Source organism: Flaviramulus basaltis, from assembly GCF_900114265.1.
In the GTDB taxonomy this organism is placed as follows: Bacteria; Bacteroidota; Bacteroidia; order Flavobacteriales; family Flavobacteriaceae; genus Flaviramulus; species Flaviramulus basaltis.
Genome location: NZ_FPKV01000003.1, coordinates 586,460 through 611,600, shown reverse-complemented (window position 1 = coordinate 611,600; position 25,141 = coordinate 586,460). Strand labels below are relative to the sequence as shown.

At 30.4% G+C, this 25,141-nt stretch carries 21 protein-coding genes; 5 read left to right on the top strand and 16 right to left on the bottom strand.

Features of this window, described 5'->3' with window-relative positions; all coding sequences use genetic code 11:
* Window positions 1–10 precede the first annotated feature (10 nt).
* From gmd to BT151_RS14935, 5 genes are all read left to right on the top strand, one after another.
* Window positions 11–1,123 (top strand): GDP-mannose 4,6-dehydratase, encoded by a 1,113-nt coding sequence (gmd, locus tag BT151_RS14955; protein ID WP_072403132.1) that lies wholly within the window; start codon window positions 11–13, stop codon window positions 1,121–1,123.
* 44 nt (window positions 1,124–1,167) lie between these two features.
* On the top strand, window positions 1,168–2,253 hold the full coding sequence (locus tag BT151_RS14950; protein ID WP_072403131.1) for a GDP-L-fucose synthase family protein: 1,086 nt from the start codon (window positions 1,168–1,170) through the stop codon (window positions 2,251–2,253).
* 564 nt (window positions 2,254–2,817) lie between these two features.
* Window positions 2,818–3,348: a T9SS type A sorting domain-containing protein gene (locus tag BT151_RS14945; protein ID WP_171946643.1), complete on the top strand. Its 531-nt coding sequence runs from the start codon at window positions 2,818–2,820 to the stop codon at window positions 3,346–3,348.
* Between the two features lie 4 nt (window positions 3,349–3,352).
* A complete protein-coding gene (locus BT151_RS14940) occupies window positions 3,353–4,090 on the top strand; it encodes a hypothetical protein (protein WP_143144319.1) in 738 nt (245 codons plus the stop codon).
* Window positions 4,087–8,874 carry a fibronectin type III domain-containing protein gene (locus BT151_RS14935; protein WP_072403128.1) on the top strand — a complete coding sequence of 1,596 codons (4,788 nt, stop codon included), beginning with the start codon at window positions 4,087–4,089 and terminating at the stop codon, window positions 8,872–8,874. The genes BT151_RS14940 and BT151_RS14935 overlap by 4 nt, the downstream gene beginning before the upstream one ends.
* A gap of 14 nt (window positions 8,875–8,888) precedes the next feature.
* Here the strand turns inward: BT151_RS14935 and BT151_RS14930 are convergent, their stop codons facing one another.
* From BT151_RS14930 to BT151_RS14855, 16 genes are all read right to left on the bottom strand, one after another.
* A complete protein-coding gene (locus tag BT151_RS14930) occupies window positions 8,889–9,893 on the bottom strand; it encodes an acyltransferase family protein (RefSeq protein WP_072403127.1) in 1,005 nt (334 codons plus the stop codon).
* A gap of 62 nt (window positions 9,894–9,955) precedes the next feature.
* Window positions 9,956–11,209, bottom strand: a complete 1,254-nt coding sequence (locus BT151_RS14925) for a WcaI family glycosyltransferase (protein ID WP_072403126.1) — start codon at window positions 11,207–11,209, stop codon at window positions 9,956–9,958.
* Between the two features lie 3 nt (window positions 11,210–11,212).
* Window positions 11,213–11,617: a hypothetical protein gene (locus BT151_RS14920; protein ID WP_072403125.1), complete on the bottom strand. Its 405-nt coding sequence runs from the start codon at window positions 11,615–11,617 to the stop codon at window positions 11,213–11,215.
* A gap of 36 nt (window positions 11,618–11,653) precedes the next feature.
* Window positions 11,654–12,463: a glycosyltransferase family 2 protein gene (locus BT151_RS14915; protein ID WP_072403124.1), complete on the bottom strand. Its 810-nt coding sequence runs from the start codon at window positions 12,461–12,463 to the stop codon at window positions 11,654–11,656.
* Between the two features lie 16 nt (window positions 12,464–12,479).
* Window positions 12,480–13,034 (bottom strand): DapH/DapD/GlmU-related protein, encoded by a 555-nt coding sequence (locus BT151_RS14910; RefSeq protein WP_072403123.1) that lies wholly within the window; start codon window positions 13,032–13,034, stop codon window positions 12,480–12,482.
* Window positions 13,035–13,054: 20 nt separating this feature from the next.
* A complete protein-coding gene (locus BT151_RS14905; protein WP_245794871.1) occupies window positions 13,055–14,263 on the bottom strand; it encodes a glycosyltransferase in 1,209 nt (402 codons plus the stop codon).
* 2 nt (window positions 14,264–14,265) lie between these two features.
* Window positions 14,266–14,928 (bottom strand): acyltransferase, encoded by a 663-nt coding sequence (locus BT151_RS14900; RefSeq protein ID WP_072403122.1) that lies wholly within the window; start codon window positions 14,926–14,928, stop codon window positions 14,266–14,268.
* Window positions 14,929–14,949: 21 nt separating this feature from the next.
* Window positions 14,950–16,086, bottom strand: coding sequence for a glycosyltransferase family 4 protein (locus tag BT151_RS14895; RefSeq protein ID WP_072403121.1), 1,137 nt, complete (start codon window positions 16,084–16,086; stop codon window positions 14,950–14,952).
* A gap of 6 nt (window positions 16,087–16,092) precedes the next feature.
* Complete coding sequence (locus tag BT151_RS14890) at window positions 16,093–17,436, bottom strand: hypothetical protein (protein WP_216231127.1); 1,344 nt, start codon at window positions 17,434–17,436, stop codon at window positions 16,093–16,095.
* 21 nt (window positions 17,437–17,457) lie between these two features.
* Window positions 17,458–18,690 carry a glycosyltransferase family 4 protein gene (locus tag BT151_RS14885; RefSeq protein WP_072403120.1) on the bottom strand — a complete coding sequence of 411 codons (1,233 nt, stop codon included), beginning with the start codon at window positions 18,688–18,690 and terminating at the stop codon, window positions 17,458–17,460.
* A gap of 63 nt (window positions 18,691–18,753) precedes the next feature.
* On the bottom strand, window positions 18,754–19,776 hold the full coding sequence (locus tag BT151_RS14880; protein ID WP_072403119.1) for a glycosyltransferase family 4 protein: 1,023 nt from the start codon (window positions 19,774–19,776) through the stop codon (window positions 18,754–18,756).
* A 9-nt stretch (window positions 19,777–19,785) separates the two neighbouring features.
* Window positions 19,786–20,940: a glycosyltransferase gene (locus tag BT151_RS14875; protein WP_072403118.1), complete on the bottom strand. Its 1,155-nt coding sequence runs from the start codon at window positions 20,938–20,940 to the stop codon at window positions 19,786–19,788.
* 49 nt (window positions 20,941–20,989) lie between these two features.
* Complete coding sequence (locus BT151_RS14870; protein WP_072403117.1) at window positions 20,990–22,330, bottom strand: UDP-glucose dehydrogenase family protein; 1,341 nt, start codon at window positions 22,328–22,330, stop codon at window positions 20,990–20,992.
* 76 nt (window positions 22,331–22,406) lie between these two features.
* A complete protein-coding gene (locus BT151_RS14865) occupies window positions 22,407–23,237 on the bottom strand; it encodes a glycosyltransferase family 2 protein (RefSeq protein WP_072403116.1) in 831 nt (276 codons plus the stop codon).
* A gap of 14 nt (window positions 23,238–23,251) precedes the next feature.
* Window positions 23,252–23,659, bottom strand: a complete 408-nt coding sequence (locus tag BT151_RS14860) for an acyltransferase (RefSeq protein WP_171946642.1) — start codon at window positions 23,657–23,659, stop codon at window positions 23,252–23,254.
* A 146-nt stretch (window positions 23,660–23,805) separates the two neighbouring features.
* Window positions 23,806–25,098, bottom strand: coding sequence for a lipopolysaccharide biosynthesis protein (locus tag BT151_RS14855; RefSeq protein ID WP_072403114.1), 1,293 nt, complete (start codon window positions 25,096–25,098; stop codon window positions 23,806–23,808).
* Between the last annotated feature and the right edge of the window lie 43 nt (window positions 25,099–25,141).

The following is a 25,141-nucleotide window of genomic DNA, read 5'->3' as shown; positions in this document are numbered from 1 at the left end:
TTTAAAATATATGAAAGTAGCATTTATTACTGGAGTCACGGGACAAGATGGGGCCTATTTAAGTGAGTTTTTATTAAAAAAGGGATATCAAGTACATGGTCTTAAGAGACGATCATCATTGTTCAATACAGATCGTATTGATCATCTATATCAAGATCCACATGTTGATAATCGTAATTTTTTCTTACATTATGGAGACATGACCGATAGTACAAACTTAATTCGTCTTATTAAAGAAATAGAACCTGATGAGATATATAATCTTGCTGCAATGAGCCATGTTCAAGTTTCTTTTGAAATTCCTGAATATACTGGAAATGCAGACGGATTAGGTACCCTTAGAATTTTAGATGCCGTTCGTTTATTAGGACTTGAAAAAAAGACTCGAATATATCAAGCTTCTACATCTGAATTATATGGAAAAGTACAAGAAGTTCCGCAATCAGAAACAACACCATTTTATCCAAGAAGCCCATATGCAGTAGCTAAAATGTATGCCTACTGGATTACAGTGAACTATAGAGAAGCTTATGGTATGTATGCATGTAATGGTATATTATTTAATCATGAGTCTCCAATTCGAGGCGAAACTTTTGTTACCCGAAAAATTACAAGAGCAACTTCTAGAATAGCATTAGGCCTTCAAGATAAAGTATATCTTGGAAATTTAGATGCAAAAAGAGATTGGGGGCATGCTAAAGATTATGTAAGAATGATGTGGATGATTCTTCAAGCTGAACAAGCAGAAGATTGGGTTATAGCCACAGGCAAAACGACTACTGTTAGAGATTTTGTTATAATGGCTTTCGGTGAAGTTGGAATTGAATTAGACTTTAAAGGAAAAGATGTTGAAGAAAAAGGATATGTAAAATCATGTTCTAACCCTGAATTTAAAATAGAAATTGGTAAAGAAATACTAGCAGTAGATCCTAAATACTTTAGACCCACAGAAGTTGAATTACTAATTGGAGATGCTACCAAAGCTAATACAAAATTAGGCTGGATTCCAGAATATGATTTAAAAGATTTGGTAAAAGACATGATGACTAGTGATGTTGCATTAATGCAAAAAGACCAACATATTAAAAGTGGAGGATATCAAACTTTCAACTATTTTGAATAAAAAAATAAAATTTTAAATATTTAGGGATTAATTTAAAACCAAATATGGATAAAAATTCCAAAATTTATATTGCTGGTCATAGAGGATTGGTAGGTAGTGCCATCTTAAAAAATCTTGAATCTAAAGGATATAATAATTTTGTTACTCGAACTCACAAAGAATTAGATCTAACTGATAAAAATGCTGTAGCCAATTTTTTTTCAATTGAAAAACCAGATTATGTTTTTTTAGCAGCTGCAAAAGTTGGTGGTATTGTTGCAAACAATACTTATAGAGCAGATTTTATTTATGAGAATCTTAGTATTCAAAACAATGTAATTCATCAAAGTTTTTTAAGTGGTGTAAAAAAACTTATGTTTTTAGGAAGCACTTGCATTTATCCAAAAAATTGTCCTCAACCTATGAAGGAGGATTATTTACTTACCGGTATTTTGGAGTATACAAATGAACCCTATGCCATTGCCAAAATAGCAGGGATAAAAATGTGTGAAAGTTATAATTTACAATATGGTACAAATTTCATTTCGGTAATGCCAACCAATTTGTACGGTCCCAATGATAATTTTGATTTAGAAAAGTCTCATGTTCTTCCAGCTTTAATTAGAAAAATGTATCTAGGTAAAGCTTTAGAGAACAATAAATGGGATACTATTTGTAAAGACCTTAATAAAATGCCAATTGAAGGTGTAGATGGAAAATCATCTAAAGATTCCATTTTAAATATTCTAAAAAAATATGGTATAAGTAAAGTTAATGATAAAATACAACTAGAAGTTTGGGGTACAGGAAACCCTATGCGTGAATTTTTGTGGAGTGAAGATATGGCAGATGCCTGCGTATTTTTGATGCAAAACAGAGATTTTAAAGATTGTATTGGATTCAATACTAAAGAAATTCGTAATACCCATATCAATATAGGAACAGGAATTGATATTTCAATTAAGGATTTAGCTTTTCTAATTAAAAAAATTATAACCTTTAATGGTGAACTCTATTTTAATAAGAGCAAACCAGATGGTACCATGAAAAAACTTACCGACCCCTCAAAATTACATGAACTAGGTTGGAAACATAAAATAGACTTAGAAAATGGCATAAAAAAAGTTTATGAATGGTATCAAAATATGTAATTATTATTTCCTCTATAATAAAATCAAATACTACTCTTCATAGAGGAATTTAACAAACTCTTTCTCATATTTTGTTAATTATTTTCAACTTAATTCTTGTAAAATATTAATTATCAAAAAATTAACCTCTATTTATTCAAATTAACTATTGCTAAATATTCAAAAAACAATAGATTAAAAAACAAAATCAATAACAAATCTAGTAAAATATTAAAGTGACTTATTTTAAACTAAATAGTTATTAACAAATCAACCTACTTATTAACACGTACCTGCATTTCATCTGATAAATTTACATTTAATCTTATATTTGCTCTTCAATATTTGACCATAATGAAACTTAACTTACTTAAAAAAAGCTAAATAGGTGTCATCCAAAAACTAATTTATACAGTAGTTAACTAAATAACACAAAAAGAAAAGTCCATTTAACTCTTAAAAAAGCAGTTCATCGAAAACTAAACATGTATTTCATCGAAAAAAATAAATCATTCATCGACTTTATTTTTTTTATAGATAACATTGCAAATGTGATATCACAAAACAATCAAACCCCAAAGAGCTGTGAAGCATACCTACTTAAATAATAATTTTCTACTCATTTTAGCGATATTACTTTTTTCTATAAAGAGTTATAGTCAAAACAATGATGTCATGTATTCCATAAATTCATCTGGTAATAATGTTTCAAGTAATTCTGGTTCAATTACCTATTCTATTGGTCAAGTTTTTTTCTCAAATATGGGTGATAACAACTACAAATTAGCCGAAGGTATACAAAATGGAAATCAAGAAGAGAATTCAAATAATGAAGATTCAGATGTACCTGAAGATGATTTTTCTTCTAAAGCGAACGTATTAATTTATCCTAATCCAACAACAGATTTTATTACTTTGGTAACTGAAGGTTTTAATTTTAATAATCAACTAAACTCATATCAATTATATAATTATCAAGGAAAATTAATTAATCAGAGTCTTATTGAAAATCAAAATTCAAGAATTGATTTATCTAACTTAAGTGCCTCTATATACATCCTTCAAGTATTTGCTGAAGAAAATCTATTAAAAACATTCAAAATTGTAAAACAATAACACCATGAAATATCTTCTTACCTTCTTTTTATTTTTGGCATTCTCATTGTCAATTTTTGCTCAAACACCTGAAAAAATGAGCTACCAAGCCATTATAAGAAATAGCGATAATGCATTAGTAATAGATTCTAATGTTAGTCTTAAAATACTTATTCGTCAAGGCTCACCAAACGGCACTGCTGTTTACGAAGAAAATCATGTAGTTAGTACAAATACTAATGGATTAGTAACTTTAGAAATTGGTACAGGAAATGCTGTTCAGGGTAATTTTACTAATATCGCTTGGGATCAAGAAATGCATTTTATAGAAACCCAAGTAGATCCAACTGGTGGATCAAACTATAATATTGTTGGGGTAAGCCAACTTTTAAGTGTACCTTATGCATTACATGCTAAATCTGCAGAAAGTATTACTGGACCTATTGTAGCTACACCCTATAAAGCTGAAATTATTCCTTTAACATCATCAAGAAACATAATTAGTTCAGATATAAATAACACCATAGCTTGTACTACTACTTCAACTTTTACAATCCCATCTGGCTTTTCTGCTATGGAAGTGGGAGATACTATTAATTTAGAGGCTCACAACGGGGCCGTTTTAACAGTTAATGCCAGTACTGGTGTTACTTTAAACTATTCCAATTCTGGAAGTGCTCAATTTAATAGTAAAGCAGGAAATGTTAGATTTGGATTGCTTAGAAAATCTGGACAAAACGCTTATATAATTTCAGGACAATGAAAAAAATTATAATATTATTTTTACTATTTTCAACAACGGTTTTTTCACAAAGTTATTATCCTCTTGATAAAGAACCAACATCCCCTGATGATGAAAAACCTTCAACGCCACTTAATTTAGTGGCTAGTAATATTGGTACAACTTCTGTTAATCTTAATTGGACAGCTGCTACCGATAATATTGCTGTTATTGATTATGCTGTTTATAATAATGGTGTATTATTAATAGCATCAACTGGTGGTACTCAAACAAATTATTCGCTTACTGGTTTATCGGCTTCAACATTGTATACCTTAACAGTAAGAGCAATTGATGCTGCTGGAAATACATCTGACAATAGTAATACAGAAATATTTACAACTTCTACGAATACAACTTCTCCTGATACACAAAACCCTACTGCACCACTCAATTTAGTGGCTAGTAACATAACAGAAACTACAGTTGATTTATCTTGGACAGCGGCAACCGATAATATTGCTGTAACCAATTATAACATTTATAATAATGGTAATGTTTTAATTGCTTCAATTGAAAATGCAACAAATTATACCCTTACAAACTTAACACCTGATACTTCATACAATATAACTATTCAAGCTATTGATGCTGCTGGTAATCAATCCAGTAATAGTAATAATCAAGATTTTACAACAGAAGCTATTGATACCGAAAATCCAACAAGCCCACTTAATTTAGTAGCTAGTAACGTTGGTAATACTACAGTAGACTTAAGTTGGACTGCGGCAACAGATAATGTTGAAGTTACAGACTATATTGTTTATAATAACGGAGGAGTTTTAGTTGCTTCTACTGGAAATGTTACAAATTATAAAGTAATTGGTCTTAGTACTGATACTTTATATAACCTAACAATACGAGCTATTGATGCGGCTAATAACGAATCTGGTGATAGTAATAATCAAGAGTTTTTAACAACATCTGGAAGTTTAGATTGTTCTGAAATATTAGCACAAACAGAAGTAGATGATTTTGAAAACACTTATGGAAAGTTAAGTACTTCGGATAGATATGCCCATGATTATCTAGTTTCCTTTTTAAAATGTGAAGGTATCTGGGATTTATTAGGTGATGTTTCCACTTGTTTAGACAATAATTATTATAAATTAAAAAATTCAGTAGCAAAAAACAATATTCAATCTGGAGATACTGGTGTTAACCTTAATCAGTACAATTATAATGATATTAGTCTTACATTGGATTATAACGATATTGTAACTACAACAAATGAATTAATTAATGTAGGGAGTTCAAAACTTAGATTATTATTAAATACAGGTTCTTATAAATATACCGCATTTCATTGTGGGAATAAAGCTTTAAGTATTTCTCACGATATTACTATTAATACAAAAAGAACATTTGTATTAACTTCTAATAGTAATAATATGGCAGTTGTTACTAAAAGTGGACATTTAATTAAAACTAATAACACAAATAATATTGGAACATTTGCTTCTGAGAATTTAAAAATATTAGACCCAAGCAAATTGAATTTCTATGCTAGTGGTAAAGGATTAGATATTGAGCAATCAAAAAAATTAGCAATAGCTATTAAGGAGTTTAACAAATTAATGGCTAGAACTAATTATGATGAAGAAGTTGGAAGTTATGAATTTATAGGAAATTCAATTACATATGGCTACGAACCACCATCAAATAAAATAAACAACAATTATCCTAATTTAACATCTACGAATATTTTAGGAAAAACTGATGCTACATGGAATACCTCAAACTTAGGTGTTAGTGGTATTCGTTTAGATGAAGTTTTAGCTGAAATTAAAAGCTATGATAAATATGGCTTACTTACTAGAAATCCTAATGTAGATACTTATACTATAGTCTCACTAGGTACTAATGATTTTTTACAAGGCAGAACAGCTACTCAAGTGAAAGCAGATTTAGACACCTATACAAGCATATTAACTGCGGCTGGAAACAAGGTTTTAGTAATATTACCACATAGAAGTACAACTTATACAGGTGATAATCCTGGAAACTATAATAACCAGGCACCAACATTTATAAGTTTAGTGGAAGCTGATATTAATTATTATGGAGGCACAAATGCTTACGATACTCTGGTATTTGAAACAGGAAATGCAAATTACGATGATACTACTAACTCGACATATTGGTATGATGGTTTACATCCAAAAGAAGCATATTTTGCACTAATGGCTCCCATAATTGCACCCAAATTGGAACCAATAGATGACAATGTAGCACCATCAATACCTACTAACTTTTTAGCTGTAAATACAACAAGTAACACTGTTGATTTAACATGGAATGCTTCATCAGACAATAATGGTATTACCAAATATAAAATTTATAATAATGGTAATTTAATAGCTACTGTGGCTGGATCAATAACAAACTATACTCTAACAGGTTTGACTGCAAATACTACTTATGAGTTAACTATTCGTGCTTTAGATGCGGCTAACAATGAATCTGCAGATAGTAATAAGCAAACCATAAGCACAACAGCTCTTACAAGTACCGATAATTACACTTTAGACCAAAGTTATAAAACAAGTGCTGGTGTTTATGATGCAAACGATAATTTATTACGCACACTTTACAGTAACCAAACCCAAACCGCAGGCACTTATGATGTTTCAGATTTTTCTTGGGATGGTAAAAGCGACGATGGTAACGATGTAAGAGCACAAGGCGACCATATAAAAGTGGTGGCCAATAATATTAATGCCAATTGGGAAGGTGTTATTGGTAATACATCAACATCTTTTACGGGTAATACCGTTATAAGACGTTACGAACCTTATTATGATGCTCTTGTTATTGACAATTCTATATTCTTTGCACATGATTATTCAGAGAAAAAAGGTTCAGTAAGCGCACTAGCACTAAACGCTTTGGGAACATTGGTAGAAGTGCAAGCAACAGCTAACGTTCATCCTGCAACACAACGTATAGCTTATGATGGTAATATGCTATATATGGCAGGTCGTGGTGGTAATACATCTACACAACGCTACAGTTTCATTTGTGCTTCAACTATTGAAAATTTAGATAAAAAAAATAATTGGCATTCCTTCCTAGGTGAAACCATATCAATTTATTCGGGTGTTTATAACGTTTGTGATATTGTAGACGATCCTGTAAACGAACAAAAAGTTACAGGCTTAGCAGTACAAAAAAATGGAAATAAATTATTTATAGCCAGAGAACAAAGTAATAGTTTACATGTGTTACTTAAAAACACAGGTGTTTTATTACAAAGTTTAGCTTATAACTCTATTAAACATTGCAAAGTGGATAATAATGATGATTTATGGATAGTCTATGATAATGCTTCGGGAGATGAAATTGTAGAAAAATTCACTGTAAATATTGTTACAGGTGCATTAACGTCTACTGGCTTCACTATTAAAGGATTAGAAGATATACAGTCTATGGCTTTTAGTCCAGATGGTACAACGATAGCGATTGCAGATGCCAAATATAATGGCGCGCACCAAGTATTTGGGTACTCCACAAATACAGGTACATTATCTTGGACTTTAGGGAGAAACGAAAGCTATGCTGCTGATGCTAAAGTTTATGATGATAAATTCATGTTTAGACAACCTAACGAAGATTATTATTATTATGGATTTGTTGCTTACGAAAGCGATGGTAGTTTATGGGTTGGTGATAGAGGTAATTACCGTTATCAACGTTTTAATACATCACGAGTTTTTACGGATTCTGTGATGTGGTTTCCTGGTATTTATTCGCTTAATGTCGATGCAAACGATAATACTAGAGTATTTTACGAATTTTTAGAATTTGATGTAGATTACAGCTTACCATTACAACCAGGTAACGCAAACAAAGCTTGGAAACTTGTAAATAATTGGGGTGCACGAGAGCCAATAGAAGCTGCTGGTTTGAGTGTTGATGGAAATGTTAAAATACGAGATATAACAACTTTATCTAATGGTAGAACCTATGCTTTTATGTTTAATGGCTATCCATCGTATGCCTTATTAGAATTAGTTAACGGAGGAAGTCTTAGAAATACAGGAATAACAATAAATAATTCTAACTTTAAATCGAATTTAAAACCCGATGATAAAATTACTGATGCTGAACAAATTTACACAGGAGAGGTAAGAATGTTTGAAACTCCTATTGTAGGCTTCGATGGTTCTAATAATCCAATTTTAGGCACACGCACCCAATGGGGTGCATATGGTACTGCAACAGTGAATTTAACAGGCCCACACTACTCATCTGGAGAAATTACAAGCAATGGAACTTATATCATTTTTGATGGCAATCAAAAAAACGCTGGAGACTATCATTTAGCAGGTTACAGAAAAGGTGATAGTAAATTATCTTGGAAGACACTAAAAGGAGTCGTTTATGGTGAAAATGATAATTATCCATTAGGAAAAAATACGTTTGATGCTAGAGAAGGTGTGGCGTACTATGGTAATAAAGCCTTAGCAATGGACGATTGGTTTATTTGGGGTTACAATGGTGAAGGTTGGCAGGATGCTCAAACTAATTACTGGCATATGTTAACAGAAGATGGTTTATTTTTATATGATTTTGGTACTAACAATATATATGGATCACCTGCTATAAGAGAAGGCATGCATGGCAACGCCTTTACACCTCAATTAGCTAAGGTTGGTAACGATGTGTATTTATATAACAATGACGAAGGCCAGCATGGTGGTATAGGGCGTTGGAAGATATCGAATATAAATAGTATAAAACATTTCAAAATTAAATTAAATTAAATTTCATCTAAAATTTATTTTTTAGATGAAATTTTAATTCTAAAATTCTCTATTGGTTGCTCAAAAAAACGATTAATAATTATAGCGCCTATTATTGTAGCAATGAGATAGAGAATAGCGTATGGAATCCTGTTATTAAAGCTTAATCCTCCAAAATAATAAGAATAAGGTATTATTAATGTCCAATGAAATAAATAAATAGTATAGGACAAGTTACCTAAATAACGATCAAATTTATTACTCTTTACTTTTAAATTTTTTATCACAAATGGGATGAGCAAAATAGGAAGCAACATGTTAAGAATGCTTAAATAAAAGCTTCCATCATCTAAGGCTAATCTTTTTAAGTTTGGAACTACATAATGTACTAGTATCACAACAAAAAATAAAATTAAACCAACAATACTTAATCTATTAGATACAACTGGTTTCATGTAAAATATAAGCATACCTATTACAAAATAAGGTAGAAATGAAAATAACATCTCAATATTAAATAGTAATTGAGGGTAAATTTTGATAAAAACTAATATTAATAAAGAAACGATAAAAATCTGAGTAATTCTATATTTGTTTTTACACAAATAAATTAAAAATGGAGCTATTAAATAAAACTGTAATTCAATATCAAGTGACCAAGCTGGAGTCAATAGCAATCCTTTATTATTAAAACCAAACAAAGTAATCAAACTTAACCAGTCAGAATAGGAATAATTTATTATGTTTTCAACAAAAGAACCATCCAAACTTATTTTAAAAAAATATGTTATCAAAGAAACAAAAAGATATAATGGATAAATTCTTAAAATTCTAGAAATATAAAATGTACTGAATTCATTTTCTTCTTTGGAATATTTTTCTACATACATTTTAGTCACCCAATAACCACTCAATATAAAAAATACATATACAGCAAATGAGCCGATGAAAACATATTTTGTAATGTGGTAAAAAACAACAATTAAAGCTAAAATAATTCGAAAAAATCCTGGTTTTACAACTGTGGTCAATGTATTCATATCTTTAAAATGGGTTAGTTATTATATTTACATTGTGTTTATAATTTGTGAATCTTTCTATCTTATTCAAAAATTATATTTTCAAAACTTTTCATTACATTATTAATATCTAAATAATTTTTAGCATAATCACGAGCATTTTTCATTATTGTTAAATGCTCGTCTGTTGTTAAGGCTTCTTCTATACCTTCATTTAAAGCTTTTTGATTTTCTGCTTTAACCAATATACCCATATTATACTTGCTTGTTAGCACATGTAATCCTGAATCAGCATTAGCCGTTATAAGTGCCAAACCACCTACCGAGAGTATAGTTGTTAGTTTTGAAGGCATTACCAAATCGCTTGCCTTTGCCTTTTGGATTACCAAATGTAGATCTGCTATATTTAAAAACTGATTAAATTTCTCAAAAGGTTGTAAGGGAAAAAAAAGAACATTTTCTAAGTCTAAACTTTTAGCTAGATTTTGTAGCTTCTCTTTATATGGTCCCGTACCACAAATAATAAATTTAAAACTCGGTTTATCTTTGAAGGTCTCTGCCGCGTAAATAATAGATTCCAATCCTTGTTTTTCACCAATGGCTCCAGAATATAATATTATTTTATCTGTTGACGCAAAACCAAATTCTATTTTTAAAGCGGCTTTATTATCCAGTGGCTTAAAAAACTCAGTATCGGACCAATTAGGAAATAACACGACTTCTTTATTTGATTTTTCCTCAATTTTTGAAACCATTTTTTCAGAAATAGTACTAATAACATCTGTCTTTTTAAAAATAAACTTTTCTACTTTATATAAGATGTTTAACACTTTTTTAGAAGAAATCATGTTTAAATCTTGTGCGGCTTCTATTTGTAAATCTTGAATATGATATACTGTTTTAGCTCCCTTAAAAATTTTATAAAAATACCCAAGTAAACCAAATTGAAACGATGGCACTATAGTAATAACTGCATCACATTTTTTTTGAAATAGTAACTTAATTAATTGAAAAAATGCTGAAGCCATAAAAGAAACATCCAATAACATACGTTTTTTTCCTGAAGGAACTTTAGGAACATACATAGGGCAGCGATACACTGTTATTTTACCACCTGAATCAAAATTCTCAATTTCTTTTAAATACCAAAATCGCTTTTTATAGTATGGCTCTTGTACTTTCCAATACGGGTAATAAGGGTAAGTGGTTACCACAACACAATGATACCCTTTTTTTGCTAACCAAGTAATCATTTCACCACTATATTTGCCAATTCCAGTAGGTTCTGGTGAAAAATTGTAACCTATTAGCAATACACGTTTTATAGAATTTGGCATATATTATTTTTTAATATTATTAACCATAAGATTTACAAAGTATACAAATAACAAACCACCACCTGATCCTATACCTCCCCAATACACATCTTTCCAATCAAAAGATCTAAGTGGTAATAATAACTGGCCTATTTCTGCAATAAAAACGAATAAAGCAAGTAAAAACCAAGATAAAAACCACCATTTCTTTGAAGCATTTTTACTTAAAACACCTATTCCTGTAAAAACACCTGTAAATATCATAGGTATAGCAGTTCTTAAATTATCGTTTTCATGTTTATCTGCCCAGTTAGCAATCCAATTAGGTACTAGTACATTTAAGGAAAGTCTAGGACTAGAAATCCAACTAAAATAAAACATTATAAGTAGTCCAAATACCATAAATATACTATATATGTTAAAACGCATTAAGTAATAATTTTGTTAAGTTTTATAAAAATAATATTATAAATTTTTTTTATGTTCACGAATTTTAATTTGTATTAAAAACTCATAATAAGCCATATTAATACAATAAATAAAACCTGGAATACCTTCTAAAAATCCTAAACTTAATATATATGCTTGAAAAAAACGTATAAAGGGCCAACCAGGTAATTTACAAAGCCATGATTTAAGTGCTGGATTCCTAATACTAGAATTTTTTGATAAAACATGTTTAAAAGGTGGCTTGTTTTGTACGCGAGCTATTGCTTCTTGGCTTGAATACTTATTATGCCTATTAATCCATTGTGTCCATCCTTTGGAAAACCCATAATGTAAATAAGGTTCTTTTAAATATTTTATATACCCTTTTACATCACTTTCTTTTTGTCCATGACCAAAATCTGTAAATCTGGCCATACCCTTTTTCATTAATCTAAATTGCCATTTTGGAAAATTATCACAATGTTTTAACCAGGTATTTTCCAACATCATTTTCCAACAACAATAATACCCTGCAACATTATTATCTACTTTTGATACCGCTTCAAAAATAGCCTTTCTAAATGCATCTGTAACAACCTCATCTGCATCCAAAAATAAAATCCAATCATTAATAATATTTAATTCATCTAAAGCGTAATTACGTTGTTCTCCAAAACTTTTAAATGCGTTATAGGTTATTTTGGCTCCATATTGCTCTGCAATTTCTAACGTTTTATCGGTACTACCTGAATCAAGAATATGAACATCATCACTCCAATCTACAGAACTTAAAGATATTGGCAAATCTTTCTCTTCATTTTTTGTTAGAATAACAATTGAAATCATAATATTATTTCTTTTTTTATTTTTTTAGTCCTTCTAAAACTCTTTTTTTAATAGGTATACATGGATGTCCTGAACACACCATCCACTCAGGTTGGTTTTTAGTAACTACAGAACGAGCACCTATAACCGCACCATTTCCTATTTTTATACCAGGATGTATAAATGCTTCAGCTGCTAACCACACATTATCACCAATAATAATTGATTTTGTAAATAATGGAAAACCTAATTTAGTATAATCGTGGGTTCCTGCTACAAGATGAGCACCTTGAGAAATTACTGTACGTTTCCCTATAGTTATTAGTCCTTGTGAATATAGAGTTACACCGTTTGCAATACCACATTCATCATCTAAAACTAAATTCCAAGGTCCCCAAATTTTCACCTTAGGATATACATGTACCCCCTTTCCTATCTTTGCTCCAAATAGTCGTAAAATAAAAGCCCGCCAAGAATGCATTGGATTTGGTGTGAAACGAAAAAAACATGCATAAACAACATTCCAAACCAATCTAGTTAATCGATTTTTTAGACTAAATGAAGGACCTTTAATTGTATCTGTGTTTGTCATACTTTTCTTTTTAATCTATATTAGTCGATTTCATCAATTACAGCCTCTTTTAAACGGTTTGCTGCTGGATTGATGGCATAAAATTTTTTAAATATTTTTTTTGCATTCTCTCGCATCTTTACTTTATTTAAAGAGTTTAATTCTTCCCAGTTTTTAAATAAATTTAGTGTTCCAGATAACGTATCATCTTCAACAAAACCAGCATGACCTTCTTTTATCTCTCTCCAAATATTCACTTTATTTGAAATTAATACAGGTTTACCACAAGCTAACGATTCAACAATTGAAATTCCAAAGTTTTCTTGATGGCTGTTAAGAATAAAAGCTTCACTAGCATAAAAAGCTCCCCATTTTGAGTCTCCAGAAAGCATACCTGTAAAGAAAATATGGTCTTTTAAAATAGGCTTGGAGTTTATAAATTCTAATAATTCTTTCCCATAATTACTTTCTAGCCCAGGGCCTGCTATTACCAATTTAATGGGGTCTTTAATGTTTGATGTGCTAACCCATTGGTAATAGGCTTTTAGCAAAATATCAACCCCTTTTTTATGATGAATACGGCTAAGAAATAGTAAAAACGGTTTTCCATAAACTTCAGGACAAGTGTTTTCAAATGCCTTTTGAATTTGTATTGTAACTTTTGGTGGTTCTAAAATACCATACCCTACATTAAGCTCTTTATTAGGTTTATAAGGTATAAATGTCTCTCTAGCCAATAACAATTCTTCTTCACAAGTAAACAATATGCCATTAGCATTATTCACCACCTTACCTTCTATAAACTTCCAAAACAACCAGTTTCTTATTGCCTTTATTCGCCTTTCTGGTGCTTTTTGAAAATAGGGATCTAACATTCCGTGTGGCATGACATAATAAGGTATTGCTTTGTTCTTTTTAGATTTAAGCGTTTTTACTGCTTTATAAACGGCATAACTATTAAACTGCCATAAACCATGAATAATTATTGCTTTATAGTTTAGAGCATTTTCTACCAACCAAGGTATTAAATTTTCGTTGTAGGCCCAAGGTCCCTTTGACGTACCAATAGCATAAATATTGAAATCATCTTTTTCTAAATAATCTGAATCTGAAGCATCCAAGCAAACTACATCATTCTGTATACCTAATTTTTGTAGTTCTGGAATAGAATTTCTAATGCCTTGACATGGTCCGCCTCCTTTAGGATTCATACTTGAAATAACTCTGAGTATTTTTTTTGATTCCTTCATAATTAATACACAAAACCGTTAGTTCTTGAAAAATATTTTGCACTTTTATCAATGTCCTGTATAGCCTTGGCTGGAACACCTCCATAAAGTGTCCAGTCTTTCTTAAATACTTTATTTAATAAAGCTTTAGCTCCTAAAACAGAATAAGATGGTAAACTAGATCCACCTAAAACTACTACATTGGTACTCACAAAAGTGTAATCACCTATTATTATAGGTGCACTACTCTGCCTATTTTCAAATACATCAATAGAATGTGTTAAAAATTGAGAGCTATAACCTGCAATTGTTGAAAATTCTCCTATAGTAATAGTATTTGTACAATCAAAATGATGATTTTTTGTAATTGCTGAATATGCACCTACTACTAAAATGGGTTTACGTTGGGGTTGGTGTGTAAAATGTTTGGATTTGGTACTTGTTGGGAAACCTGTAATCCAATTACTTCGCCCTATTTTAGAATTCATACCCATTTTTATACAATCTAAATGAATAGCGATATTAAAATGTCCAATACGTGAACCGCTCTCCATTATTAAATCCTTAGGAAAAATCCAAGACATGCCTATTTTGGCATTAGCATTTATTTTATAGCCAAAAAATTTATTAAGAAGTCTTCTTCTTAAGAACCAAGGAAAAAAGAATGTTAATAGCTTTAAAATCATTTAAAATAATTATTATAAGTTTTAATTTTGGTGTAATCCTATATAATCGACAATCATCTTTTCTACTCGGAAACGTTCAATATTTTTAAATCCAGACTCAATTATATTATCTCTGATATTAGTGTTTCTCAAAGATAAAAAGGCTTTTGCAAAGCCTTCTGCATCTTCAGGGTGTACATGAATGGCTGTATTGTTACTTACTTCTGGCATAGGCTCAAAACTACTTGCTATAACAGGAGCACCGCATGCCTGTGCTTCAATTAAAGGCCATCCAAAGCCTTCTGATAATGAAGGAAAAATAAATGCTTCTGCGGAGCTATATAAGGCTAATAAACCTTCATGAGTTGGTCTAATTACTGAGATAACTCTATCTTCTAAATCTAATTTTTTTGCCAAATCTACTAGCTTTGAATCCATTGATTTTCCTGCAAAGCATATTTTACCATTCCAATTACTACCTAATTTATCTATCATATATAACAATAGCTTGCGGTTTTTTCGTTCTAATGCAGAACCAACATGTAAGACATAAGGTATGTTTGTATCTACACCCATCTCTTGCAATAAGTTTTTAGATTTTAATACGTTTAAAGGTTCAAATTCTGCATTAAATGCATTATGAATCACTACCCAATTTTTTGTTTTTTCAACGTTAGAATCAATTAAGTCTTTTAACTGATTTAATGTAAAATGCGATACAGCTGCTAATCTATTTGCCTTTTTTAAGTTATTAAGTATCCATTTTTGAAGAATTTTCCCCATTCCAGAAGCAGGACAATATGCATCAGTATACCCCAAAGCTCCTCTAATTGCTAATACATCATGGCAAGTTATTACTACTCTATCCTGAGGCAAAAATTTTAAATATGCAGCATTAGAATGGTCACATATATGAAATCTAGTACTTTTGTCTTTATATTTTTTTTTAAATAATCGAAACTTTAATATTATAGGAAAAAGTAACCATTTATCAACATAGCCCAACCATTTACCACTACCTGAGGTTGAGTTTTTAAACATAAAAGCAAAAAAAACAATAGGCTCCCAAATTTCAGTTTCAATACCTTTTTTATTAAATCCATCATTTAACATAAAAGTAAATCGCTTCATACTTTCTTGTTTATCTAAGGAATAATTACCTATTAAAATTATTTTCATATTTCCTCAACTATCTGCATTATTATTTTTTACATCAATTCTATTATCATTCAAAGCTGCCAAGATTAGTCCCCCCGTTAAAGTACTAAAACCTAAAACAGTAGGTTGCGCCCATTGGCCTTTTAGGATAATTAAAAATCCAGCACTCAATAATAACCACGGTAGTAAGTTCCCAGATTTCATACCAATATAACTTTTCATCGTAATATCAGCGCAAAACAAAACTCTTAACAACACCACCAACACCCCTATTACAAAGCCCATTTCACCTACCATACGTAACCATTCTCCTTCTGCAATTAAAAACTTTCGTTCTCCAGTAAGTAATGCAGCACCAGCATTGGTGCCAATACCCAATCCATATCCAAAAAAAGGTAAATCTTCTGAAGATTCTGTGATAGCGGAAATCATCCCACCAAATGTCCGATGTATTAAAGAGGTAGAAACACCTCCCTCAGCATTACTCGCCGAATCAAAACGATGGGTAAAAGCCTCTGTAGCAGTTTGAAAAAAAGATGCTTTACTTAAAAGTGTTAAAACCATAATTCCTAGCACAAGAAAAAGAACTAATCTCATAAAGAACTTAGGTTTGCCTGCAACTGACAATAAGGCAAATATAAAAATAAGTCCAACAGTAAACAGCAACGTTCTACTAATTGATAGTGGTACGGAGGCAAAAAGGGAGAAAGTGGCCACGATTAAAAGCAGTCGATTAATCTTTACTTTGGATAACCAAAAATAAAACACAAAACTCCCTACTAAACAAAAAAACATAACACTCCCAGTAATAAAAGAAAATGTTCCTGGTGGCCTAAAATAACCCAAAGCACCGCTGAATCCTGCTCCTTCCATATCTCCTCCAACCCCACGGTTTACCCAAGCAGATTGTGGGCTGTAAAACTGAAGAGCTATAAGTATAGCCATTGGTATAGCTATTATTAACAAGACTTTACCTATTTTAATTACATCTTCTAAACTGAAAACTTTTCCAATGATAAACATTACTGGAAAATGTATTATTAAAATACGGGCTCCAAAAATTGCAACCATGAGGTTTCCATGACCCAATACTAAAGCAGTACTAACAGATATAATTGTCAAAAATGTCATAATTATAACATATAAATTTACTTTGATAATGTTATGTTTCCAACATATATATATTAACCATAAAGCAACAGGGTCTCTAACAATTAACAAAGGAGTGGCAAGAAAAGGCAAGAACCATTTACGTAAAGCACCTTCAAAAATCAATAAGAAAAAATATAACCAAATACCTTTCTTTAAAAGGTTAATTATGGCTTCTTCTTTTGAAATATCTCCAATTTGTTTTGTTAAAACTTTATTCATTCTTAAACACTATGTCTTGGTTTATCCCTTTAAAATGGCGTTTGCTAATTCTTTACCATAAACACTCCAAGGGCGTTGTTTTGCTGTTTCAATAGCTTTTTTTCCTGCCTCTACTATCTTTTCTGGATGCTCTATAAGTATTCTAATGCATTTTTGTAATTCGTCGGTAGAACCAGCCTCAACAATCCAACCATTTACATCATGTTCTATTAAATCTGGGCCTGCAGTTCTATCTGTCGTAATTACGGGTGTACCTTGAGACATGGCTTCTGTAATTACCAAACCAAAACCTTCAAAAAGCGAAGGGAATAATAAAACATCATGCTCTTGCATTTGCTTTAATACTTCATCATGTGGTAAACTTGGAATCCATTTGTATTTAATAAGAGCATCATTAAGTGCTTCACAATCGTTAGTACTTTTCCGTCCAATAACGGTAAGTTCAACATGAGGCAATAAATTATTTACAGCGGTAAACATATTAGCTATGCCTTTTCGCTGTGATAAACCACCTACGAAAAGTAATTTTATTGGTCTTTCACCTATATTATATACTCTATTTTTTATTGGCTTGGGAAACCCATATGGTATCACTTTAATTGGCGCTAATTGACCTGGATACTCTTTTAATGTTTTAGCTGTAAAGGTACTAGCTACAAAAATACGATCTGCCAAAGCCAGTTCATTATCCTTTCGTTTAAGTTTAGTTTCTGAATCTTTAAACCCATGTAGTGTTGCTTTCCATTCTGGCCATAATTCTATTTCTTTACTTAACAACTTTCTAGCAGCCTTCCAATACCCTATTGGTAAATCGTATAAACATTCAACCCCATGTTTTTTTGCTTCTTTGAAAGAATAATAAGCACCATCTTCGTAAGCATAAATGGCATCTAAACCATTTTGCGAGGCTTTTTTTAAACTTGATGCTACTTTTTTATCGAGGTTATAATACACGGCATCTACTGAAAATATACCTGTTTCATGCTTTATTAGAGTGCTTAATCCCATTTTCCCGCTAAACAATCTAAATATTTCTTTAATTGGAAATGTTTTTGTCAGAGTTTTTAATTCAGGATTAAAACTTCTCCTTGAGATTTCTTTAAGAGAATTAATATTACTTAATTTATTAATAAAACTACCAGGAAATATGGCTATAGAAGTTATAAACCGATAAACCATTCCTTCATTTAATAGTCCTTTTAATACGGCTCTATTGTTTTGGTTACTGGTAGGATGATTAATAAGTACTTTCATTCTTTTTTATTTTTTAAACTGTATTTTCAAAAATAAATATCAACTAAACTAATATTCATAACTTTAAATTATTGCATTATTTATGACCTCTAAATATTTACGAGCAATAACTTCTGGATAATGTTCCTTTAAATGTTTTGGAGCTTCTTTTTGTAAATAAATTTCTAATTCTTTATTATTGATTATTTTTCTTATGGCATTTATAAGTGAATCTAAATCACCTCTTTTAAACACCAATCCAGCATTTCCAACTGCATCAGGAAGCCCTCCTCCATCAGATACTATTGGTATACATCCACAGGCCATTCCTTCTAATGCTATATTACCAAAAGGCTCTTCCCAAATTGAAGGTACTAATAAAAATTTATGTTCATTAAGGCTATTAACCAATTCCTGACCTCTTAAAACACCTTTAAAAGAAACATTATTTGCAAGTTTAAGATCATTAACTAATTTTTTTAAAGAGTTAAGTTCTGGTCCATCTCCTATTATACTAAAAGTGAAAGGTCTAGTATCGGAAGTGTCCTTTATTATAGAATTTAAAGCATTTATAGCCAAGTCAGCCCCCTTATCTGAAACCAATCTCCCTAAAAAAGCAAAAGAATTACCTCTTTCCCCTTTTGTTTTATTATTAAATAAATTCTTTCTGTATGGATTTCCTATAACAGTTGCATTTTCCCATGATCGTAAACGAACAGCATTACTTACAGCTATAACCGCTTTTGCTTTCGAAATCCAAAATAATTTAATTTTATCTTGCATTGTAATAGTACCATTTTTTCTTGAAACCCAAGTTCTCAATGCTATTACTCTAGGTTTACGTAATACAAAAGATGGCCAAGATAATCGTAAACATGGGTTATTTTCGTAAACTATATCTGCCCAAATATGTTCTTTGATTAAAACATATATAGATGGATTTCTAACAACCTTGTAAGGAAATGTTTTTTTACCTTTCTGTTTAGTCCAAGTAATTAAATGTACTTCATTACCTTCAAAACCATATTTCTCAGCTAAAATTTCAGAGTTGACTTCAATTCCTCCAATATCAGGATAGAAACGATGTGATAAAAATAATATTTTCATTTTTATTTTTTAGGCAGTGATTTTAATTTCGTTCTTATATTCTTGGGTATTATTATATAAATATGAAATAAGTTTTTTTGCCACAAAAATAACACCTTGATTTTCAGTGGTTTTTATTTTTTCTTTCATTAAATCCGAAAAATTACCTTGACAATACTCCATAATATTATCTGGTAAATTAGTTAAAAACTCACTTTTAGGGACCCAACTCTTAGATACAATTATAATTGGCAAACCATGTTCTCTCATAGCAGCTACAGCTCCACTTTTTTCAATTAAAGGTAAAGGTGTTGTTGTTATTCCATAATTTGAACTTTGAAATAAATTAGATATTTCTACCTCATTCATTTCACCCAATAAACTTACTTCTATTTTATATTTTTCAAATTCTCTTGCCCATTTTTGTTGTTCTTCACCAGACCTTCCAACTAATAATAAAACACCTTCATTTGTTGTTGATTTAAAATAATTTACAAATTCTTCTACAAATGGGATTAAGGGAGTTCCTTTCCTAACAGAACCAAAAACAACAAATAATAATTTATTTTTATTTGTCACAATAGAAGTTTCTTTACTCCTCCTCATAAAGGGTATATTACCGTGAAGCGGTAAATATTTCGCATCAAAATTAAGATTATTTAATTCATTGAGATATAATTGCGATTGGGTATTAACAACATTAAAATTTAGTTTTTTTACTAAAAACTTTATAATAAACTTTTGTAATTTACCTATGCAAGTATTTTTTAAAGAATCAGATTTATTCAATCCTAGCCACAATTCATGAAACATAATATGCCATTTAGTTTGACTAGTTCCAATTTTCTTTAACTGATTAGCAAGACCTAATGGTAACCCTTTTTTTTCAAAAGAATAGGGCACAAATTGTAAACTTATCCATTCTGGATTATTAAAATCAACCCATTTTTTAGATTCAATACATCTTTTGTTACTATTCCATGTATGCGGCAAACGTAAACATGGAACACTAGAGGATTCTGAAATTTGTAATGCTTCAATTTTATTATTAATATGCTTATCATTATAGGCCAACATTCCCACTGAAACACCTTGCTTTATTAATTCACCGCAAAGCCTTCGTGTGTAATCCCCTACCCCATCTTTTCCTTGTTCTAAAGAGCCACAAATAAAAATTATATTCATATTAATAATAAAATTGAAGCATTATATTTTTAAATGACCGTAATATATTTTACGCCTTAAGTGGTTGTTTTCCAATTTGGAAATATTCAAAGCCATTTTTCATCATCATTTTGTCATTGTATTGATTACGTCCATCAAAAACAATTGGTTGCTTTAACTGCGTTTTAAGTTCTTCAAAATCTGGAATTCTAAATTCTTTCCAATCAGTTAATAAAATCATAGCATCTGCATCAACTATAGCTTCATATTTAGAGTTGCAATATGACACTTCATTTATACCTTTTAAATAAAATTCTTGAGCTTCATGCATAGCTTTTGGATCGTACGCTTTAATTTTTGCCCCACGACTCACTAATTCTTTAATAATATAAATTGCAGGTGCTTCCCGCATATCGTCTGTATCAGGTTTAAACGACAAGCCCCAAATAGCAAATGTTTTACCAGTTAAATCTTCACCAAAACGCTTCACTACTTTTTTTGCCATTACTAACTTTTGCGTATCGTTAACTGCTTCAACAGCACCTATTAAAAGCGCTTCATAACCATTTTCTGCGGCAGTGCGGTGTAATGCCTTAACATCTTTAGGGAAACAAGATCCTCCATACCCACTACCAGGGTAAATAAAACTGTAACCAATACGACTATCTGACCCAATACCAATTCGAACATCATTAACATCAGCTCCTACCAATTCACAAATATTAGCAACCTCATTCATAAAAGAAATTTTAGTGGCTAACATCGCATTAGCTACATATTTAGTCATTTCTGCTGACTTTACGTCCATAATGATTAATCTTGCTGAACCACTTCTAAAAAAAGGAGAATATAAAGCCCTCATTTTCTCTGCTGTTTCATCTTTATCTGCTCCAATAACAACACGATCTGGTTTCATAAAATCATTAATAGCATCACCTTCTTTTAAAAACTCTGGATTAGAAACAACATCAAAATCGATATTAACTTTTCTTTTTTCTAATTCTTCATTAATAGCAGCTCTAACCTTATCGGCTGTGCCAACTGGAACTGTAGATTTATCTACTATAATTAATGGCGTAGTCATATTTTGACCAATTTCTTTAGCCACTTGAAGCACATATTTTAAATCTGCTGAGCCATCATCTCCCATAGGGGTTCCAACGGCTATAAATGCTATATCACATGCGTCTAAGTGATCTGAAAGTTTTGTACTAAAAATTAAAGTTTTTCTGTCATAATTTCTTTTAACCATGACTTCTAAACCAGGCTCGTAAATTGGAATAATTCCATTTTCCAATTTTTCAATCTTATTTGAGTCTACATCTATACATGTAACTTTATTCCCCATTTCTGCAAAACAAGTACCACTTACAAGACCTACGTACCCAGTACCAATTACTGTAATTTTCATATTAATTTGGTTTTAGTTATTTATTATATATTTTATTATTAAAAGAATTTAAATTTGATTATCTTAAATTATAATTTTATCTATCTAACAAAAAGTATCTTAAATTCAAAAAAAGAGAATAATTAACATTTAAAAAATGTTTAAATATGCCTTTAAATTTAAATTTAAACATGTTTTTAAAAATAAAAAGACAATTTTTATAGTATATCTTGAAAGCTTTTAAAACTGATTCTTCTTCTCTAATTTTTTTATGTTTTTTAGAATAATAAACGTAAGCTGAATGATGCTTTTTTACAAACGAAATGTTTCTAGATTCTCTCCAAGGATGGATTACAAATGCTTCATCTACAAATAGAATTTCCTTTCCATTATCTTTTAATGTTTCTCTTAAATCCATATCTTCCATTGCTGGACTAGGAAAATTTTCATCAAACCCTCCAACTTTATTAAAAATTTTCTTAGAAATCATAAAATTGCAACTCCACATATTACCACCATTTAAATTAACAGGAGACTCTTCGTCAAATCGCATTTGAGGGCGATCTGCTTTTATACAACCTTCAAAAACATCAATATTAGGGTTTTCTTCTTGAGCTTTCTTGTAATTAAATAAAAGATTTTTATCAGGAACGCAATCATCATCTATGAATATAATCCATTCATTTTTAGCACACTTAGCACCATGATTTCGATTTGAAGCTGGCCCGACCTGAGGTCCCTTTACCCATGTACACCAAGGAAACTCATTATTAATCATTTTTTTTGCATTAGAATTATTCCCATCATCTGTTACAATAACTTCATAAAACCTTTTATCTAAAGTTTGTGATATTGGTGATAATGCTTCAAGACATAATTTTAATAAGTCATTACGATGATAAGTAGGTATTACAATAGATAATAACATTTTTTTTTTTTTAGTTAATTTAATTCTTTAAGCAATTTAGCTGGATTACCAACCCAAATTTGATTTTGAGGGACACTTTTAGTAACAACACTACCAGCACCTATAATACTATTTTCTCCTATAGTTACTCCGGGTAATATAGAAACCGACATCCCTATCCAAACATTGTTTGCTATAACAACATTTTTATTTATCTGTTCTTTTCTCCTTTCTGGATCTAATGGATGCGTTGCACCAGAAATAACACAGTTTGCCGAAATCTGTACATTATCCCCAATTTCTACACCAGCTCCTGCAAAAATTGTGCAATGTGCCATAATAGATGAATTATTTCCAATACTTACTAATCTTGGTGATTCGATACATAAATCATGTTTAATAATACTATTATTCCCAAAACTCTTTAATAATCTTTTTAGCATATAAATTCTTGATAAATCTAAGAACCTTGTTAGATGAAAAAATATAGCATTTTTAATAGAAAAATTCATAATTTTTTTAATATATGATATTAATTTTAAAAGTAAAAAAAACAGTACCTCTTATTCTAAGGTTAATAAAATACAAATTAATCATTTTTCAATTTTAATATTCTAAATAAACCATAAAAACTATTTATTAATGACAAAATGAACCATAAAATTATATTTAAAATCAATACCCCTTTCAACGTTGTTACATCTGTTAAAAAAATAGCTAATGCTAATACACTTATATTTAATAAAATTGAAATTACAGGATTAAGAATCCAACCTCTTTGAGAATATAAACCATATATAATCCCTGCAAATGCACTAAGTGAACTCCCAATAGTTGCTAGAACAATTTCATTATGCAAATGAGCATAATTAGACCCTAAAATCCAAAGAATTTGATTTGAAAAAATATAAACTAATAATATTAAAAAAGTAAAAACGATTATTAATAACCCATGTAATTGTATATATTTATTAAACAAAAGTTTAAAATTTTCTTCTAAACGAGCAAAACGAGGAGTGATTAAAATATTAAATATAATGCCAACAAAACTCAACACAATAGCCACTCTTCCCAAAGCACCAATTTGTGCAATGGAACTAGTTGTACCAAAAATAGATAATAACCAAATAGTGACTTGTCCAGAAAAACTAGAATAAAAAGCCTGAGGGTAAATACGTTTTACTGTAACTAATATATCTTTGCGAATATTTGGTGATTGCTGTTCCTGTAAACTAATATGTTTGGAGGTTATTTTTCTTAAATTTAAATTTCCCCAGATTTGTGGTAAACCTGATGATAAAATAGCAATAAAAGCAAAAGGAAAGATAAAAACACTAACACTCAACAACAAAAGCCGTCCAAAATTCACAATTAATTGATTTTTTTGAAGAGGTATAATATCTTGTTCCAACTTAGGAACGATTTCAAGCAATCGAGAGGAAAGTGCAAAAATAAAAGTAGGGATTAGTGCTAGAACAATTAAAATTGTTGTTAGCCAACTTGCTCCATTTTTTAATAGTAAGTACATCAATACTGGTAAACAAAAAACTAAGGTAAAGAAAGCAAACTGTCTTTTTAAATTCAGTCCTGTTACCAATACCTCTCCTAGCTTTTGCTTATTTTGCCAAACTCTGCCTCCTAGAGCAGTAACTCCCGTTGTAATACCACCATTACCAAGTATAACCATAGTACCTAACAAGGTGTTAGATAAAGTATACAAAGCATATTCTTGGGTGGATAATGTACGTATAACTATTATCCCTGAAATAAACCCGATAGCCTGAATAATTATCTGAGCAGAACCTGTTATACTAATAAGTTTAAGCCAATGATAACTTTTAATGAATAATTGATTTTTATATATTTTTTTAAAAAAAGTCATAAACAATTTAAGTAGGTTATATTTTTAGGTTTACTAGGTATTA